This window comes from Bacillus sp. FJAT-27916 (assembly GCF_001183965.1).
GTDB lineage: Bacteria > Bacillota > Bacilli > Bacillales > Pradoshiaceae > Pradoshia.
The window spans coordinates 1042533-1061059 of record NZ_LFZV01000001.1 but is presented as its reverse complement, the minus strand read 5'-3'; the positions used below and the strand labels follow the sequence as shown (position 1 = coordinate 1061059).

The following is an 18527-nucleotide window of genomic DNA, read 5'->3' as shown; positions in this document are numbered from 1 at the left end:
TTGGTCTTCCCCCATTTCCTTGTTAATAAACTGTCTCCTTAAAGAAGAATCCCGTATCTAACATTCTGTTTTCAGGCTGCAGGCTTTCTGCCTCTTCAAGCAGGCTGTCTTTTACATCCTCATAGGCATCAGGATCCTCTACGCAAAGGTCAATTGCCTTGCGGTAAAGCTTGGTCACCCCGATGAGATATTCAGGTTTCTTGAGAACTCCATCAATCTTGAAGGAATCAACGCCTGCTTCTACCATTTCCATGAGCTCATCAATGATGCAGATATCATTCGGACTCATGATATGTGTTCCATTCTCATCTTCAAAGATTGGATACTTCGTATTCCGTTCAGGGTCGTGCAGGAAAAGATGCCCGTCTGCTTCTAAGTCATCTACCTTCATATTTCTGCCCTGATAATTAAAGTAATTGCCAATCAGGCGGCGTTTGGATTGGAACATAGCCGTCATTCCGTGCACTTGCACTTCAATTTCAACCTCTGCATGCTCCTTTGTTTCAACAATGGCATCCATATTGATTTCACGAGCTAACACAGCCCGTTTAGCCCCCTTCTGGCCCCAATAATTGCATGTGAACCAGTTTGTTGCTGTTGTTTCTGTATTCCAGTGCAGCGGCATATTCGGCGCTGCTTCCCGTGCTGCCATTAAGACAGCCGGATCCCCGAAAAGGACCGCGTCTGCTCCTGCCTCAGCAAGGAAACGTAAGTAATCTGAAAGCTCATCAACCTTCTCATTATGAAAGATAGCGTTCATCGCTACATATACCTTCCTGCCGCCCTTATGGGCAATCTCAATAGCAGCTTTCACAGCCTCACGATTAAATTCTCCAGCAAGCCTTAGCCCGTATCGTTGTTCACCGATGACAAATGCATCTGCACCTGCCTCCATTATCGGTTCGATATCTTCTATCTGTGTTGGCGTTACTAAAAGTTCAGGCTTTTTCATGCCGAATCCCCCTTTTTCATGCTGATGGCTAATCCATCTCCAACCGGGAGAATAACTGTCTCATAATCTTCGTTTGAGATTAGCCATTCATTGTATCCTTTAATCTTCTTCACAAGATTCCTTGTTCGCTTGGATTCGATGGATTCCAAATCCTCCGCGACCAGTCCCTTAAAGAGTACGTTATCCGTAAAGATAATCCCCCCTGGGACAAGATATTTTTCATACATTTCAAAGAAGCGCTGATATTGTCCCTTTGCTGCATCAATAAACAGGCAGTCAAACGGTCCTTTCTGAGAGACAAGCTCCTCGGTTTCAAGGGCATCTCCCTCAATGACGGAAATACGGTCTCCCATACCGGCTCTTTTGATATATTCATGGGCTTTGCCTAAACGTTCTTCATCACGTTCAATTGTCACGATGGCTGCATTCGGCAATGCATGAGCCATTCTCAAGGCGGAATAGCCTATCGCCGTACCAATCTCTAATATATTTTGCGGTTTTTGGATTTTTAGAATCTGCAGAAGCGGCTCCATCCCCGATAATTCCATAATCGGTACACCATTAGCTTTCGCATAAGCTTCCATTTCCATTAGAAGATCATTACGCATCGGGGCAAGAGCTTCCAGATAGCGGTCGAGATTCTCATTCATCCTGATTCCTCCAAATCCTTAAACTTCCTTTATCCCAAAAAAATGAGAAAGCCTAAAATGGCTTTCTTACATTCATGTCGTAATTTTACACTTCGACTATTTTAGCATAGATAGGTTGGGGAAGGGAAATGTTTCTTCTTAACAATCCTTCCCCCAAATAATGCTAATTATTCGTAATATGCTTTGCCTTATCCTTATTATGCTCTTCCAATGTTTCATTAAAGAGTACTTCACCGGAAGGAGTTGCTAAGAAATACAAATCCTTAATGTCAGCTGGATTGAGCGCAGCGGCAATAGATGTTTCTCCTGCATTGGAAATCGGCCCCGGTGTCAATCCTTTGTTTCGGTAGAGGTTATACGGTGAATCGACCTTCAAATCCTTATAGGTCACACGGTCTTTATGTTCACCGAGCGCATATAGGACGGTAGGGTCAGTCTGAAGCATCATATCAATCTCCATCCGGTTCCTGAAGACAGCTGAAATCTTATCTCGATCGGCCTGCTCAGTTGCTTCCTCTTCAATTAAGGAGGCCATGGTGAGGAGTTCATGGACAGTCCAGTCATCTCCCATTGCTTCTTCATATTTAGCGATGACTTCATTCGTCTTCTTAATCATCATGCTAAGGACAGATTCAAGAGAAGGCTCCTCCTCATAGATGTAGTAAGTCGCCGGGTAGAAATAACCTTCTAGCGGATAGCGGATATTCTTATCAAAGATTTCATCCGTAAGCAGATCCGGATACCCCTTCATCATGCTGTTGATAAATTTCTTATCATTCATCACATCAAGGACTTCCTTCGACTTTATGCCGAGCGTTTTGCCGATAACGGCAGCAATTTCTTCTAGGTCCCGGCCTTCTGGAATGGTAATCTTATAGGTTTCTGCAACCTTCCCATTCTTGATCATGTCAATTATTTCATCCAAGGTCATCGATGGTGATAAATTATAATTTCCTGCTTGGAATCCTGCCTCATTGTTAAACTTGATATAGTATTTAAAGATTTGTGCATTTTTTATGATCCCGTTCTCCTCCAATATGGAAGAGATGGTCGAAACCCCAGACCCAATTGGTATCTGAACCTTAACGGTTTCCTTATTATCCGGATCAACCGGCTTTAAAGCTGATGAAATGTAGAAATAACCAGCTGCCGCGCCAACAATCACGATGGCAATAAATACAGCTAAGGATATCAGTACGATTTTTCTGACTACCTTCGCTTCACTCTGTCTTTCTAAAAGCTTCATTTTCATCTCGCTCTTCCATTCTTGTTTATCTTCACTCATTTAGCTGCCCCCTTCAATAAGGCATTTCCCCATGACTCGAATTGCCCTCTTTATTTATTGCAAAATATACCGGAACCTGTCAATGAAATTACAAGAAATTTGTAAAAAAAATCCCGTTCTTCCTTTATTATATTCGCATATTTCGCCATTCTTTGCAGTAAATAACAAAAAAACTCTTCCGATCACCCTTGATCGGAAGAGCCATAAAAGAGAAGCTTATTCTTCTTCATCTTCAAAGAATGTATTGATGACTTCTTCAACCATCGCCCATTCTTCATCATCTTCAATATCGTTCAATGTGCCGACTTCTCCGCTTTCATCTGGGATATAAGAAGCAACATGAATTAAATCTTCATCATCATCTGTTCCTACTGGAGCAAATACAACATATTGTTTATCGTAATCATCTAATTCAAATGTAAGCAAAATCTCATGTAATTGCTCATTGCCTTCTTCATCAATAATTGTAATCATGTTTTCTTCCATTTCAATCACCTCTAGTTTAATTAAAGCTTCCCGCTGTCCAGAAAACCTTGCAGAATCAAGACAGCCGCCATCTTATCAATCACTTTCTTGCGTTTCTTGCGGCTGACGTCTGCATCCAAAAGCACGCGTTCAGCAGCCATTGTAGTTAATCGCTCATCCCACATGACAACAGGCACTTTGTAGCGTTTCTCAAGCTTCTCAGCATAATGCTTGCTTGCTTCGCCTCTTGGACCAATGGTTCCGTTCATATTCTTCGGCAAGCCAACCACAAACTTGTCCACTTTATACGGCTTCAGCACCTCATCAAGCCGCTTCAGCCCAAGTTGATTCTTCTCTTCATCAATGGCAATGGTCTCCAAGCCCTGGGCTGTCCATCCCATCTCGTCACTAATGGCCACACCCACGGTCTTTGAGCCAACATCCAGACCGACTATTCTCATTCTTATCCCTCACGATGATGCTTTAAATACGATTTAACTAATTCTTCAATAATCTCATCACGCTCAAGCTTGCGAATGAGATTACGCGCATCTTTATGGCGCGGAATATAAGCCGGGTCTCCCGATAGCAAATAACCGACAATTTGATTGATCGGATTATAGCCTTTTTCATTCAGAGCATTGTACACTTCCATGAGGACCTCGCTAACATCATGCTCGAAGGAATCATCTGGAAAATTAAATTTCATTGTCTTATCAAATGAACTCATCTTTGCACCCCGCTTCCTATTTGAGAACAAGCTATTCATCGTTCCTTACACATTGTACACTAATTGAACCTGATTATAAACGTCAAGAACCAAGCTTATTGTTTACCGTCCATATGTCTAACATACCACCACTTGCTAGAAATGGAAAGCGAGAGGGCAGGTATTCCCTGCCCTTCTCATCCCATCTATTAGTGCGCTTCAACCAGTTCTTTCACGGCTGCAAGAGCAGCATCCAATTCATTTGGATTCTTACCGCCAGCCTGCGCCATATCTGGACGGCCTCCTCCTCCTCCGCCGCAGCGTGTGGCCACTTCCTTAATGATCTTGCCTGCATGATAGCCCTCATCCACTAAATCCTTCGTTACAGCAGCAATCAAGTTAACCTTGTCGCCTTGTACACTACCGAGAACAATAACGGAAGAACCAAGCTTCTGCTTCAAGTCATCAGCCATATTACGTAAATTGTTCATATCCTGCGCTTGAACCTTTGCAGATAAAACCGTTACTCCATTAATTGTTTCAGCTTTGGACTGAATATTGCCTGCTTCAATATTGGATAGCTTCGCAGCCAAGGATTCATTTTCCTTCTGAAGATCCTTTACCTCTCCAAGCAAGGAATCAATCTTCCCTGGAAGGTCCTTAGGATTGGCTTTAACCTTTGCCGCCGCTTCGCGCAAAATGCTGATTTGCTCTGTCAGCTGCTGGTAAGCTGCCTCACCTGTCACAGCTTCAATCCGTCTTGTTCCTGCGCCGATACCAGATTCAGAAACAATCTTGAACAAGCCAATGGCAGAAGTGTTTGGCACATGGCAGCCGCCGCATAATTCTAAGCTGTAGTCGCCAACTTGAACGACGCGAACGATATCTCCGTATTTCTCACCGAAGAGAGCCATCGCACCCATCGCTTTTGCTTCAGCAATTGCTTTATTTGAGATGGATACATCGATATTTTTCCAAATCTTATCGTTAACAATTTGCTCAATTCTTTCAAGCTCCTCTGCTGTCACTTGACCGAAATGAGAGAAGTCAAAACGAAGACGGTCAGGCTGAACAAGGGAACCTGCTTGGTTAACATGTGTGCCGAGCACATCCTTCAGTGCTTGGTGAAGTAAGTGTGTAGCCGTATGGTTTTTCGTGATTTTGCTGCGGTTAGCCGCATCTACCTGGGCCTTGCCTGTTGTCCCTTCCTTCAACAATCCATATTCAACAACGGCTGTGTGAAGGTTTTGGCCATTAGGCGCTTTTTGAACATCCTTGATGAAGATACGTAATTCATCGTTCTCAAAGAAACCTCTGTCAGCAATTTGTCCGCCGCTTTCAGCGTAGAATGGCGTACGGTCGAAGATGATTTGTACCTCTTCACCAGCCATCGCATCTTCCGCTCTTTCACCATTTTTGATGATGACGCTGACGCTTGCCTTACATTCAAGCTGGTCATAGCCGATGAACTCGCTATCAACTTTGATGTCGCCTAGGATTCCGCTTTGAACCTGCATGGAATCAACATCCTGGCGAGCTGCACGGGCACGTGAACGCTGCGCCTCCATTTCTTTCTCAAAACCAGCATGGTCTACTTTCATGCCTTCATCTTCAGCATATTCTTCTGTCAATTCAACCGGGAACCCGTACGTATCATACAAACGGAAAATATCAGATCCGCTGATTGTATCGCTGCCCTTCTTCTTCTCTCCTTGGATGACCTCAGATAGAATTGCCAGACCATCGTGGAGCGTCTCATGGAAACGTTCCTCCTCATTGCGGATAACTTTAGCAATGAAGTCTTGGTTCTTTTTCACTTCTGGATAGTAATCAACCATGATGTCAGCCACCACAGGAACTAACTCATACATGAACGGCTTATTAATGCCGATTTTCTTTGCAAAACGAACAGCACGACGGAGCAATCTGCGAAGAACGTATCCGCGTCCTTCATTAGATGGAAGGGCTCCGTCTCCAACTGCAAAGGCAACCGTACGAATATGGTCAGCAATCACGCGGAAAGCAACGTCTTTCTCACGAGTAGTACGGTACTTCTGACCGGAGATTTCTTCTGTCTTATGAATGATGGGCAGGAAGAGATCCGTATCAAAGTTTGTTTCTCCATCCTGGAAGATGGACGCCATACGCTCTAAGCCCATGCCTGTATCAATGTTCTTCTTCGGCAGCTCAGGATATTCACTGCGCGGAATTTCCGGATTAGCATTGAACTGGGACAAGACGATATTCCAGATTTCAATGTAACGGTCATTTTCTATATCTTCTTCAATCATGCGGATTCCGATATTCTCAGGATCATACTTTGTACCGCGATCGAAGAAAATTTCTGTATCCGGGCCGGACGGGCCTTCCCCGATTTCCCAAAAGTTATCTTCAAGAGGAATTAGGTGGTCATCTGGCACACCAAGACTTCTCCATACATCATAGGAGTCCGTGTCAGCTGGGTAGTAGGTGATGTAAAGCTTGTCCTTTGGCATTGCGAACCACTGTTCAGATGTCAAAAGCTCCCATCCCCACTTAATCGCATCTTCCCGGAAGTATTCCCCGATGGAGAAATTGCCGAGCATTTCAAAGAACGTATGATGGCGGGCTGTCTTCCCGACATTCTCTATATCATTTGTCCGAATAGACTTCTGTGCATTCGTGATACGCGGATTATCCGGAATGACCCGGCCGTCAAAATATTTCTTCAATGTAGCAACACCAGAGTTAATCCAAAGAAGCGTTGGGTCATCTACCGGTACAAGGGATGCACTCGGTTCGATCCTATGTCCTTTCTCTTGAAAGAAATCCAAAAACATTTGGCGAATTTCTGCGCCTGTCATATACCTCATTTTTCTCTTCCTCCTTAAAATTGTACACAAAAAAGCCCTCGAACCCTATAAACAGGGACGAGAGCTTGACTCGCGGTACCACCCTGATTGCGAAACCTTCAGTCTCGCCACCTCGGAAACCTTAACGCGGTTTGAACGGCAGGTTTTTTCCTGCATTCCGGACTAGCTTTCTGTTTCTCTTCTTCAAAAGTCTCTTCCAGCCAAGGAGACTTCTCTCTAATTCGTGCAAAAAATGTCTGCACGTTGCTGAAGGGCTTAAACATACTTTGTTCCATCAACATTTTTTCGTTAATTCCGTTATATTTTGGATTATAGTCATTCCTTTTTTCTTTGTCAATCGAATGAGGGCAGTTTATCCCTTATTCGTTAATAATTTTCTATGGGCCAGCATGACCTTAACCAGAGCTAAGATTGGCACGGCTAAAATCAAGCCAGCCACTCCAGCCGCCTTCCCTCCGACAAGCAGGGCAAAGATAATAACAAGCGGATGCAGCTTCAATGTCTTGCCCATGACGATAGGCGATATGACATTGCCCTCGAGAAACTGAAGGACAATAATGATGCAGGCAACTTTAATTGCCATGCTGCCTGAAATCGTTAAGGCAACCAGAATGGCCGGCACTGCTCCTATAAAAGGGCCAAAGTAGGGAATCACATTCGTCACACCAATAATGAAGCTGAGCAAGAGCGGATAATTCATCCCAAACAAGTAAAACAGGATCGCCGCACTCGCCCCGATAATCAAACAGACAAGCAGCTGTCCACGTATATAGCCACCAAGAGAGCTGTCGACATCGGTAAGGAAACGCCTCGTTTGTTCCCGCTTTCTTTCAGGGATGAGCAGGAGTCCTTTTTCAAGCAGCCGCTCGCTGTCCTTTAATAAATAGAAGGAGATGACTGGAATCAAGACAATCAAGATCAATACATCCGACAAGCCGCTTAGAGCCTCAACCAGCACATTGACTGATTCACCAAGTCTCAGTTCCATCGTATTGATGATTGACTCAAGACGGTCATGCAGCCCAAATGGCCAGCCTGTCGTATGGGTATGAAATTTCATAATATACATTCGATATAATTCTGCCATCTCAGGGGCCCGAACGGCGATATCGTTCAATTGATCGACAAAAATGGGGATTCCCTTATATATGCCATAACCCGCCAAACCAAACACAACTAGATAAAGCAGCGTGATTGCTAAACCGCGGTTCATTCCACGAATTTGCAAATAGCCAACAAGCGGGTGAAGCAGATAACTGATGAACGCTCCGAATAAAAAGGGAGAGATTGCCGTCATGGCAATTTGCAGAACAGGCATCCACATAGGCCTGAGCAAATAAAAGACAAACAGCACAATAAATAAAAGCAGAAAGAAGCCTAGCCTGTAAAACCATTTCACTTGTATGTTCATCGTTCCCACCTCTTTACTATTCTTCTAAACGAGCTAGAAAATATGTAAAAAGAGACTTAAAAAAAGACTGCGGCTCCCTAAGGAATGATGCCGCAGTCTAAGCCTTTATAAAATATGTCGTTTGACGAATCGTTTCATTTGCCTTTTGCGTTTTCTGTACATGCCGTTGGACATATTGCCAAAGGCCATGCCCGCTCCAAAGCTAATCATTGAGGATACCATACGGTTCATACGTCAATCACCTCGGGTTCGTCCGCCAAAAATTATAGGCTTATTTGCCGGTCATCTTCACTGAAAAGGTCATCTAAGGAGCTCAGCAATCCATCCTCTTCTACTTGATGGACATGCATGACTCCCTTGCCGATGGAAAGCTCCACAAAGCAATTCCAGCAATAGAATTGATTGACCCCGATCTTTCCAATATCCTTGCTCGCGCAATTTGGGCATTTCATCATTACCTTCACCTCGTTCTTTCAATCAGTCCTTAGGTGTCAGCATGCCCTTTTATTGGAAAAAACATTCAAGAAAATGTCCGGCAATTGCTAGTTTAGCCAGAAGTCATGAAATCATAAGGTGTAACGTTTTCCATTCCAATCATCGGATCTGTCGCAAAAAGACGCTCCTCATACGTCATTTCTGCCATCACTTCCGCATTAAGCGGCATGTCGCCTTGGTCGGCCAGCTGTTGGTTATTGGAATGGCTGTCAGAAGGATTTACTGCTGCAAACCCCTCTTTAAGTTTCTCAAGCAAAGTTGTCTTTCGCTCTTCCTCCCCGCTTTTTGAGACGCCATAACGTAAGGCTTCTTCCTCTCCGCACAGGATGAGGAATTGCTTGCTACGTGTGATAGCCGTATAAATTAAATTTCTTCTCAGCATGCGATGATAGCTCTTGACGACAGGAAGGATAACAATCGGGAACTCGCTCCCTTGTGATTTATGGATGGAGCAGCAATAAGCATGGGTAATTTGATTTAATTCCTGCCGCGTATACTTCGCTTCAATTCCGTCAAAGGAAACATGGATTTGGTCAACCTTATCTTCATTTTCCTTTGCATAAATAATAGCGATGATCTCCCCCATATCTCCGTTAAAGATACCGTTTTCCGGCTGGTTGACAAGTTGAAGCACTTTATCGCCAACCCGGTAAATACTATCCCCGAAGGCTAGCTCCCGCTTTTTCTTTCCATGGTTATCATTCAGAATTTCTTGCAGCAAGACATTCAGCGCATCAATGCCTGCACTTCCTCGGTACATCGGGGCAAGCACCTGAATATCTTTGGAGGCAAAGCCTTTCTTCCGGGCATTCATGACCACCTGCCTGATAACGTCAGCTACCTGATTTGTTTGGCAGGCAAAGAAGGACCGATCCTTTTGAGGCTTACGGATATCTGCTGGAAGCTGTCCCTTCTTAATTGAATGGGCAAGCTGAATAATCGATGAACCATCTTCTTGGCGGAAAATGGATTCAAGCCGGGTCACCGGGATAACAGCCGAGTCCAGCAAATCCTTCAGCACCTGTCCTGGACCGACAGAAGGCAATTGATCCTCATCCCCGACGAGAATCACTTGCATATCATCAGGAATGCACTTAAACAAGTGATTGGCGAGCCATATATCGACCATCGACATCTCATCTACAATTAAGAGCCTGCCCTGAATCGGATTATCCTCGCTCCGCTGCACATCTGACCCATTCCAACCAAGAAGGCGATGAATCGTGACAGCAGGGAGCCCCGTTGATTCCTTCATGCGCTTGGCGGCGCGTCCGGTTGGGGCAGCAAGCACGAAAGGATACGGATGCTCCTTGTCATAATCTTTTGGATTGAGCGATACACCATGCAGTTCGGCATAGAGCTCAACAATTCCTTTAATGACGGTCGTTTTCCCTGTGCCAGGTCCGCCGGTCAAAATCAGCATTGGGGAGTGGAGCGCCTTAAAGATAGCATCCTTTTGCTCCTCTGCATACTCCATTCCAATCCGTTCCTCAAGCTTGCCAAGCTCGAGCAGGAATTCCGACTCAGGGAATTGCTCCTCATAGCCTTCCTGGGACATGATTCGCTTTAGGTTCGTGACGATGCCTTTTTCCGAGAAATACAGGGAAGGAATATAGAAACGCTGCTCTTCCCCAATCAACTTGCCCTCTTCAGAAAGCTGGACTATCTGATCCGTAATCATCTCATAGGTAATCTCGACCTTCTGATTCTTCTCCAGGAGATCTTTCACTCCGACCAGCAAAGGTTCTGCCTCAAGATATGTGTGGCCGTCCTGCATGCAGAATCGGTCCAAAATATAGAGAATCGCCGCCTTGATCCGAGATGGATGGCTTCCTCCAAGCCCGAGCGTCTGCCCAATCTCATCCGCCTTCGCAAAGCCAATGCCTTCAATTGTTTCGACCAATTGATATGGATTGGATTCGATAATAGAAATCGTATCCTGCTTGTATACCTGGTAGATCTTCATGGACAGCTGCGGACCGAAGCCTAAGCCGGATAAGGAAATCATAATTTCCTCTAGTCCTTGATTCGCTGCGAGCGTATCGTATAATTCCTTCGCCTTCTCCCCGCTTAGCTTTGGAATCTGGTCCAAGACTGACGGATTGGCCAAGATTTTGGAAATGGCCTTCTCCCCTAGCTTATCGACAATCAGCTCAGCTGTTTTCTTTCCAATTCCCTTAAACATGGAACCAGATAAATAAGCAATGATGCCATCCTTTGATTCAGGAAGCTCCCGCTTAAAGCTGTCCACGTTGAACTGAAGGCCGAATCTAGGATGCTCCTTCATCTTTCCGTAAAACGTATAGATTTCTTCCTCATGAAGGGCGGGAAAATAGCCTGTAATGACAGCCTCTTTCTCTTCATATGGAATATTCGTATCCTTTACCCTTATGCGGGCTACTGAGTATAAATTTTGTTCATTATGAAAGATGGTGACTAAGTGTGTTCCTTTAATAAAAGGCTTGTCATTGTCCGTAAAGACAAAGGACTCCTGTTCCACTTTCATCATCTCCCATTCAGCTTAATTCTTTCATTTGCTTCAATCCATTTGCCGCAAGCATATGGTCCGGCTGGATCTCAAGCGCCTTTTCGAATAATTCAATTGCCTTATTCACATCTCCCTTAACCCCGCCATAAGCGACACCGAGATTAAAATAGGCATCAGCATGATTCTCATCCACTTCGAGCGTCTTTTTCCATGCCTCAATCGCCATATCATACATTTCTGCCCCCGCAAGCGCCAATCCGTAATGGAATTTTGCTTCCGCATCTGTTTCATTCAGCTCAATGCTGCGCTGGAAGTATGGCAGCGCCAATCGAGGCTGCTCAAGATGCAAGAGACAAAGCCCCAGCATGAACATCGTATCTGCTGACTCCAGACCTTTCTTGATGGCTTGCTCATAGCAATCCTTTGCCTTCAGCAAATCATCCTGATCATAATAAATGCCGCCTAGACCGTAATACGCTGTTGCTGCCTGCGGATCAAGCTCGATGGCTCTTTCGAAAAACTTGATGGCTCTTTCTGTATCATTCATGGATGCTAGTACATTTCCAAAATTGATATAGCCGATGGGATCTTTTGGATTTTCTTCTATCATTTCACCAAAGATTTTGGCTGCTTCCTCCATTTTACCTTGTTCCATATATTGAATTGCTAATTGATTTTTATCCATTGCTGTTGTTCACTCCTACTATTCTTACGATAATGAATGCCAATAGTATACCATAAAGGGCCTAACTCTTTCCCTCAATCCATCAACAAGTGTTCTCCATGTTCTCTTTTCATCGAATAAGGGTATAAATTCAGTGTAACTTTCAACATAGGAGGACTACACAATGAGGAAACTAATCATCATTATCCTAACCGTATTCGCCATCGCCGGCATTGGATACGGCTTGTATGCCTATCAATTTGATGCAGACTTAAAGCCTGCTAACGAGAAGTCTATCATCGCACTTGGGGACTCCTTAACCTATGGGATTGGAGACAAAACGGAGCAAGGCTATATCGGCCAGCTGCAGAAAAAGCTCAATCAGCAAAGCGACTATTCGTTCACTATTCGTAATTTTGGGATACCCGGTCAGGAATCAAGCGACTTACTTAAACAATTGGATTCCATGAAGGTCAATGAAACCTTTAACGAGGCGGATTGGGTCATTGTATACATAGGAACAAATGATTTACGCGTCGCCACAGGCGGCAACTTCCAGACCATCTCCAAAAAGGCAATCGCCCAAAAGAAAGAACAGTATACGAAAAATATGGAGGAAATTTTGCCTGCGATCCGTGGATTCAATTCTTCCGTCCCCATTATTGTTGTCGGTCTTTATAATCCATTCCAGCAGAGCGAAAGGCTCAATGAGATTGTGAGTGATTGGGATGATTCCATCCAAGAAATCACCGAGCATCATGAAGATACATACTTCATTCCGACAAATGATTTATTTACGGATAAAAATAAAGAAGACTATTTTAGTGATGCCCTTCATCTAAACCATAAAGGCTATAAATTGATTGCTGACCGCATCGGCAATTATATGGAGGAAGAAATGCAATAATAGCAAAAGTTAAGGTTGGGACATAACTAGATTTGCAGTGCCCAAAAAATATTGTATAAAATTTCATTAAACGAAAGGCTTAGTTGATCTAAAGCGTTGATTTACGTTGCAGGTGGTTGCGCACCTAGGGCGGTCGGGGAGCCTCCTCGAGTGCTTGTTCGCATCTGCGGGTTCTCCCCTGTCCGCTAATCTAAACAAGGAGTCAACCGTCTGAAACGTTAATCACCGATATTCTAATAACACTATATATCTATAACGGAACTAAACTAAAAACCGAACTATTTTAATAGCGTAACTCAAAATATTCGGTTTTTTAGTTGTTGGAAACCTGCCGCCCCTCTTTCCATTCTTATCCATATCACTTCATACCCGGATTTCCGTTACCCTTATAATTCCCCCCTCTGCTGTCATCAAATAGCCCATAGAAAGATATATAAATCCCGCAGATACCAAACATTATTCAAGGAAGCTGTCCAACCGTCTCTTTGGTTTCAGCGCCACATACCATGAAAACTAACCCTTTCGTTTAACAGAGCCTAAAAAACACGAGGTCTTGGCATGCTGTCCAATTCCTCGTGTTTTTCTTTTCGTTTATTTCACCGCGCTTGGGTCTTATCCTTTTCTACATGGCGCAGGATAGCCTTTACGATTTCATTAATGAGAATCGTCACCAAGGCACAGCCGAAAACAAGCAGCCATTCTTTAAAGCCAATCGTTTCTAATTTAAGTAAATTGGCAACTGGCTCAATATAGACGATAGCAATCTGCAGGATGACCACACCGATGACAGACGCATTCAAATAGCGATTATGGAATAATTCTGTCTTCCAGATTGGATCGCGCAAATGCCGGACATTAAAGACCTGGATATAGCTGATAAAGGTTAAGGCCATAAAGGCAATCGTCTGAGCATAACGTAATTGATAATCTGTCAACTCCTTGAAGTGGACATCAAAGATGGAATCGAATCCACCTGCCCACTGAACACCGACCAAGAAGGCCAATAAAGCAGAGAATCCAATTAAGAGACCGTTCATAATCATGAAGTAGACGGCGTTTCTCGTAAATATCCCTTCCTTTTTCGGTCTTGGCTTTTCATCCATCACATGCCTGTTTGTGTCTACACCGAGGGCAAAGGATGGAATGGAATCTCCCACAAGGTTCAGCCAAAGAATATGAATCGTCAAAAGCGGGGTCGGCCAACCTAAGAGAATGGCAAATAACAGAACAAGCACTTCCCCGAAATTACTGGTGACAAGGAAGAGAATTGATTTACGGATATTGGCAAAGATATTCCTGCCTTCTTCAACCGCCTTGATTATGGTCGTGAAATTATCATCCATTAGCACCATATCAGAAGCACCCTTTGCTACATCGGTGCCACCGTCCCCCATTGCAACTCCAATATCCGCCTCTCTTAAGGAAGGTGCATCATTCACACCATCTCCGGTCATAGAAACAATATGACCATTTTCCTTGAAGGCACGGACAATCTGGACCTTATGCTCAGGTGAGACACGAGCGAATACACGTGTCTCCTTTGCCGCTTCCTTCAATTCCTCACTCGACATTCTATTCAATTGTGCACCCGTGATAACCTGATTATTATCCGGTGCAACAATACCAAGCATACGAGCTATCGCGACCGCTGTCTGAGGGTGATCGCCTGTAATCATCGTGACTTCTATTCCCGACCGATGGGCTCTTGCAATTTGCTCCTTCACCTCGGGCCGCGGAGGATCCATAAGACCCACAAATCCTAGAAGAATCATCTCATTTTCAATTTCATCATCATTTATGTTATGTATATCCGGTTCACTAATGGGCTTAATGGTTACGGCCATGACGCGCAGCGCCTTTTGTGACATACCGAGAACAGCCTGATCAATGATAGCCAAATCTTCTTTTGTTAGTTCCTTCACATTATTGCCCAGCTGAATTTTCGTAACCCGGGGCAGTAAGACATCAACCGCACCTTTCGTAATCGCCAAATAACCGCCTTCATAATGATGAATGGTTGTCATCCGCTTCCGGTCTGAATCGAAGGGAATTTCAGCAACCCTTGGATATTGTTCTTCAAGCTCCTGCTTTTCCTCTCCATTCTCATGAGCTGCCTTGACAAAGGCTATCTCAGTCGGATCGCCGGTTTCCTCCGGATAAAAGGTGGCGTCTGAACAGAGCGCGAGCATTCTCACAAGCTCTTTATCATCCTCCTCATAAGGATCTTCAACGGTTCTAGCCTGAAGATTAACGAAGCGTTCAACGACCTGCATCTTGTTCATCGTTAATGTGCCGGTCTTATCTGAACAAATCATACTCACAGAACCAAGTGTCTCAACTGCCGGCATTTTACGTACGATGGCCTTTTGCTTGATTAGTCTTCTGACCCCAAGAGCAAGAACAATAATGACCATCGTTGGCATACTTTCCGGCATGGCAGAAACAGCGAGGCTTGTGGCAATCAAGAACATCTCGCCAGGGTCCCTGCCTTGAAATAACCCAATGACAAAAAGGCCAAGACATAAGAGAATGGCATAAAGACTCAATTTCTTTCCGAGCTTATCCATGTTGATTTGCAGAGGGGTTTTATTGGTATCTTCCTCATGAAGCATAGCGGCAATCTTCCCGACCTCTGTTTGGAGACCTGTTGCAACCACGATTCCAACTCCGCGGCCATTCGTAATTTGGGTCGACATGAAGGCCATATTTTGATAATCACCGAGAGCGAGATCTGGTGAATCCATCTTCCATTTCTCATCTTTCAGAACCGGCAAGCTTTCCCCTGTTAGAGCAGATTCCTCAATCTCAAGGGAATGTGATTGGAATATTCTGATATCTGCCGGCACGGTTCTGCCTGCTTCCAGCAAGACTAAATCTCCCGGAACGAGCTGTGCCGCATCCACTTCTTTTACATGACCGCTTCGTCTAACAAGTGCTTTCGGTGAAGCGAGCCGTTTTAATTCCTCTAATGCACCTTCGGCTTTTTTCTCCTGAATGACGCCAATAAACGTATTCACAATAATGACAAACAATATAATGAGCGCATCACTCGGCTCCCCGACAATGAATGATACAACACCTGCTGCCATAAGGATGTAATTCAGCGTATTGTTCACTTGAGTCCAAATCATCTTCAGCAGGCTGTCCTTCTTCTCTGTCCCAAAATCATTTGGTCCATAAATGGCTGTTCGTTCAGCAGCATCTGTGTCAGTCAGTCCATCTTCAGTATTCGCTGCAAAGCGACTGAGCACCTGCTCCTTGGATAAAGCATATTCATACAGGTTCTTCTCCATCTCACTCACCCACATTATTTTATATGTATAATCAGCAATGAGCCTGCCCCGCTTGGAACAGACTCATTGCTTTGTATTTAATTACCCTACGTAATCTAATTTTACACCTTTTTTGTAGATTTCATCAATTGTTCCACCACCAAGGCATACTTCACCATCATAGAAAACGACCGCTTGACCAGGGGTAACCGCACGGATTGGCTCAGCAAAGATGACTTCTGCACGCTGGTCATCCAATACACGCACTGTCACTTTATTATCCGGCTGACGATAACGGAATTTCGCTGTACAGCTGAATTCATCTCCGGCTTTGCGAGGAGAAATCCAATTCAGCATAACCGCTTTAATTGAATCGGAATACAGGCTGTCATGATGGAAGCCTTGCTCCACATAAAGGACATTATTCTTTAAATCCTTGCCAACAGCAAACCATGGCTCGCCGCTTCCACCGATGCCAAGGCCGTGACGCTGTCCGAGCGTGTAGTACATGAGGCCTTCATGACTCCCTTTCAGCTCGCCGTCCATCGTCCGCATTTCGCCTGGCTTCGCTGGCAGGTACTGGCCGAGAAATTCCTTGAAATTCCGCTCCCCAATGAAGCAAATGCCGGTTGAATCTTTCTTCGTTGCCGTCGGCAGACCAGCTGCCAAGGCAATTTCACGAATCTTCGGCTTATCGTACTCTCCGATTGGGAACATGACCTTGCTTAATTGTTCTTGTGTCAATTGGTTAAGGAAGTACGTTTGATCCTTGTTGGAATCTAATCCACGGAGCATTTTGTATTCCCCGTCCTCATAGACAACACGGGCATAATGGCCTGTTGCTAAATAATCCGCGCCAAGGCTCATCGCATGTTCAAGGAAAGCCTTAAATTTAATTTCTTTATTACACATGACATCCGGGTTCGGTGTACGTCCAGCTTTATATTCTTCAAGGAAGTATGTGAACACCTTATCCCAGTATTGCTTTTCAAAATTGACTGCATAGTAGGGAATTCCGATATGGTTGCAGACACGGATGACATCCTCATAGTCCTCCGTCGCTGTGCACACGCCAAATTCATCGGTATCGTCCCAGTTTTTCATGAAAATTCCTACTACGTCATAGCCTTGCTCTTTTAAAAGATAGGCTGCAACTGAAGAATCCACACCACCGGACATTCCTACAACGACTCTTGTTTCCGCTGGGGATTTCATATATTTCACCTCTAACTATTTATCTCGCTAAACGATTGGCTACTTTAATCGCTGTTAAGGCAGCTCGTTCGATTTCTTCCGTCGTATTATTCAGCCCGAAGCTGAAGCGGATGGAGTTTTTTGTTCTCTCTGATTCTTTGCCGAACATCGCTACCAGTACGTGAGATGGCTCAATGGATCCCGCTGTGCAAGCAGACCCGCTTGACACAGCAATACCTGCCAAGTCCAAATTGACTAGGAATGCTTCGACACTTACACCCGGGAAGCTGATATTCAAAATATGAGGAAGAGACTCATCCAAGGTACCATTGATGGCAAATTCAATTCCTGATTCCTCGAGCAAACGAATCATTATTCCTTTAAATGTCTTGTACATGGCTGTCTTTTCCGCAGCTGTCTGCTGGATAATCTCAGCAGCCTTTGCAAAACCCGCCGCGCCGGCTACATTTTCCGTACCAGCCCGGCGCTTGCGCTCTTGTTCACCACCGAACAATAATGGCTTAAAGGGAATGCCTTTCCTTGCATACAGGAATCCGATGCCCTTTGGCCCATTGATCTTATGAGAAGAAACACTCATGAAATCAACACCAAGCTCCTTCACATCAATCGGAACGGCTCCATAGGCTTGTACGGCATCTGTATGAAAGAACGCTTGATGGTCTTTAAGCAGTCTTCCAATCTCCCTGATTGGCTGCAAGGTGCCGACCTCATTATTGCCATACATGATGGTTACAAGAATGGTATCGTCTCTTAACGCTTGCTTTACCGAATCAACGGATACCCTTCCAAGCTCATCAACCGGCAAATAGGTCACATCAAACCCATGCTTTTCAAGCTCCTCGCATGTATGAAGCACGGCATGATGCTCAATCTCACTTGTGATAATATGATTTCCTTTATCTCTTAACGCCTGGACAGCACTGAAAATCGCAGAATTATCTGCTTCCGTTCCGCCGCTCGTAAAAATGATCTCATCAATGGATGCTCTGATACTGTCAGCAAGCACCTTTCTTGAATCATCCATTCTCTTTCTTGCAGCCCGTCCAAATTGATGGATACTGGATGGGTTTCCAAATGTATCATTCATCACATCCGTCATCACACGGATAGCCTCTGGATGCATCGGTGTAGTTGCTGCATGATCAAGATATATCGTTTCCAA

At 44.5% G+C, this 18527-nt stretch carries 16 protein-coding genes; 1 reads left to right on the top strand and 15 read right to left on the bottom strand.

The features are described 5' to 3' along the window. Positions 1–22: 22 nt before the first annotated feature. The 12 genes from AC622_RS05010 to AC622_RS04955 form a co-directional block, all read right to left on the bottom strand. Positions 23–952: a peptidase U32 family protein gene (locus AC622_RS05010; RefSeq protein WP_049670057.1), complete on the bottom strand. Its 930-nt coding sequence runs from the start codon at positions 950–952 to the stop codon at positions 23–25. Then, complete coding sequence (locus AC622_RS05005) at positions 949–1602, bottom strand: O-methyltransferase (RefSeq protein ID WP_049670056.1); 654 nt, start codon at positions 1600–1602, stop codon at positions 949–951. Before AC622_RS05005 ends, AC622_RS05010 begins: the two co-directional genes overlap by 4 nt. A 163-nt stretch (positions 1603–1765) precedes the next feature. Then, entirely contained in the window at positions 1766–2887 is a 1122-nt protein-coding gene (gene mltG, locus AC622_RS05000; protein ID WP_049670055.1) for an endolytic transglycosylase MltG, read from the bottom strand. Between the two features lie 216 nt (positions 2888–3103). After that, a complete protein-coding gene (locus AC622_RS04995) occupies positions 3104–3379 on the bottom strand; it encodes a DUF1292 domain-containing protein (RefSeq protein ID WP_049672795.1) in 276 nt (91 codons plus the stop codon). A gap of 14 nt (positions 3380–3393) precedes the next feature. Further along, entirely contained in the window at positions 3394–3813 is a 420-nt protein-coding gene (ruvX, locus tag AC622_RS04990) for a Holliday junction resolvase RuvX (RefSeq protein WP_049670054.1), read from the bottom strand. 2 nt (positions 3814–3815) lie between these two features. Further along, positions 3816–4082 (bottom strand): IreB family regulatory phosphoprotein, encoded by a 267-nt coding sequence (locus AC622_RS04985; RefSeq protein ID WP_049670053.1) that lies wholly within the window; start codon positions 4080–4082, stop codon positions 3816–3818. Between the two features lie 188 nt (positions 4083–4270). Beyond that, the gene (gene alaS / locus AC622_RS04980) at positions 4271–6913 is read right to left on the bottom strand and encodes an alanine--tRNA ligase (RefSeq protein ID WP_049670052.1); all 2643 of its coding nucleotides are present in this window, start codon (positions 6911–6913) and stop codon (positions 4271–4273) included. 352 nt (positions 6914–7265) lie between these two features. Continuing rightward, positions 7266–8324, bottom strand: coding sequence for an AI-2E family transporter (locus tag AC622_RS04970; protein WP_049670050.1), 1059 nt, complete (start codon positions 8322–8324; stop codon positions 7266–7268). 105 nt (positions 8325–8429) lie between these two features. Continuing rightward, positions 8430–8555 (bottom strand): DUF3918 family protein, encoded by a 126-nt coding sequence (locus tag AC622_RS20540; RefSeq protein ID WP_082197020.1) that lies wholly within the window; start codon positions 8553–8555, stop codon positions 8430–8432. A 32-nt stretch (positions 8556–8587) separates the two neighbouring features. Further along, on the bottom strand, positions 8588–8779 hold the full coding sequence (locus tag AC622_RS04965) for a hypothetical protein (protein WP_049670049.1): 192 nt from the start codon (positions 8777–8779) through the stop codon (positions 8588–8590). Between the two features lie 92 nt (positions 8780–8871). Further along, entirely contained in the window at positions 8872–11325 is a 2454-nt protein-coding gene (recD2, locus tag AC622_RS04960; RefSeq protein WP_049670048.1) for an SF1B family DNA helicase RecD2, read from the bottom strand. Between the two features lie 10 nt (positions 11326–11335). After that, a complete protein-coding gene (locus AC622_RS04955) occupies positions 11336–11992 on the bottom strand; it encodes a tetratricopeptide repeat protein (protein WP_049670047.1) in 657 nt (218 codons plus the stop codon). A gap of 163 nt (positions 11993–12155) precedes the next feature. Here AC622_RS04955 and AC622_RS04950 point away from each other — a divergent pair, with 163 nt between their 5' ends. After that, positions 12156–12878 (top strand): DUF459 domain-containing protein, encoded by a 723-nt coding sequence (locus tag AC622_RS04950; protein ID WP_049670046.1) that lies wholly within the window; start codon positions 12156–12158, stop codon positions 12876–12878. A gap of 596 nt (positions 12879–13474) precedes the next feature. On the opposite strand, the gene AC622_RS04945 is transcribed toward AC622_RS04950, so the two are convergent. The 3 genes from AC622_RS04945 to AC622_RS04935 all read right to left on the bottom strand — a co-directional run bounded on the left by AC622_RS04945 (position 13475) and on the right by AC622_RS04935 (position 18527). Next, positions 13475–16171 carry a cation-translocating P-type ATPase gene (locus AC622_RS04945; protein WP_049670045.1) on the bottom strand — a complete coding sequence of 899 codons (2697 nt, stop codon included), beginning with the start codon at positions 16169–16171 and terminating at the stop codon, positions 13475–13477. Between the two features lie 81 nt (positions 16172–16252). Beyond that, positions 16253–17365 (bottom strand): tRNA 2-thiouridine(34) synthase MnmA, encoded by a 1113-nt coding sequence (gene mnmA, locus AC622_RS04940; protein ID WP_049670044.1) that lies wholly within the window; start codon positions 17363–17365, stop codon positions 16253–16255. Positions 17366–17384: 19 nt separating this feature from the next. Next, positions 17385–18527, bottom strand: a complete 1143-nt coding sequence (locus tag AC622_RS04935) for a cysteine desulfurase family protein (protein WP_049670043.1) — start codon at positions 18525–18527, stop codon at positions 17385–17387.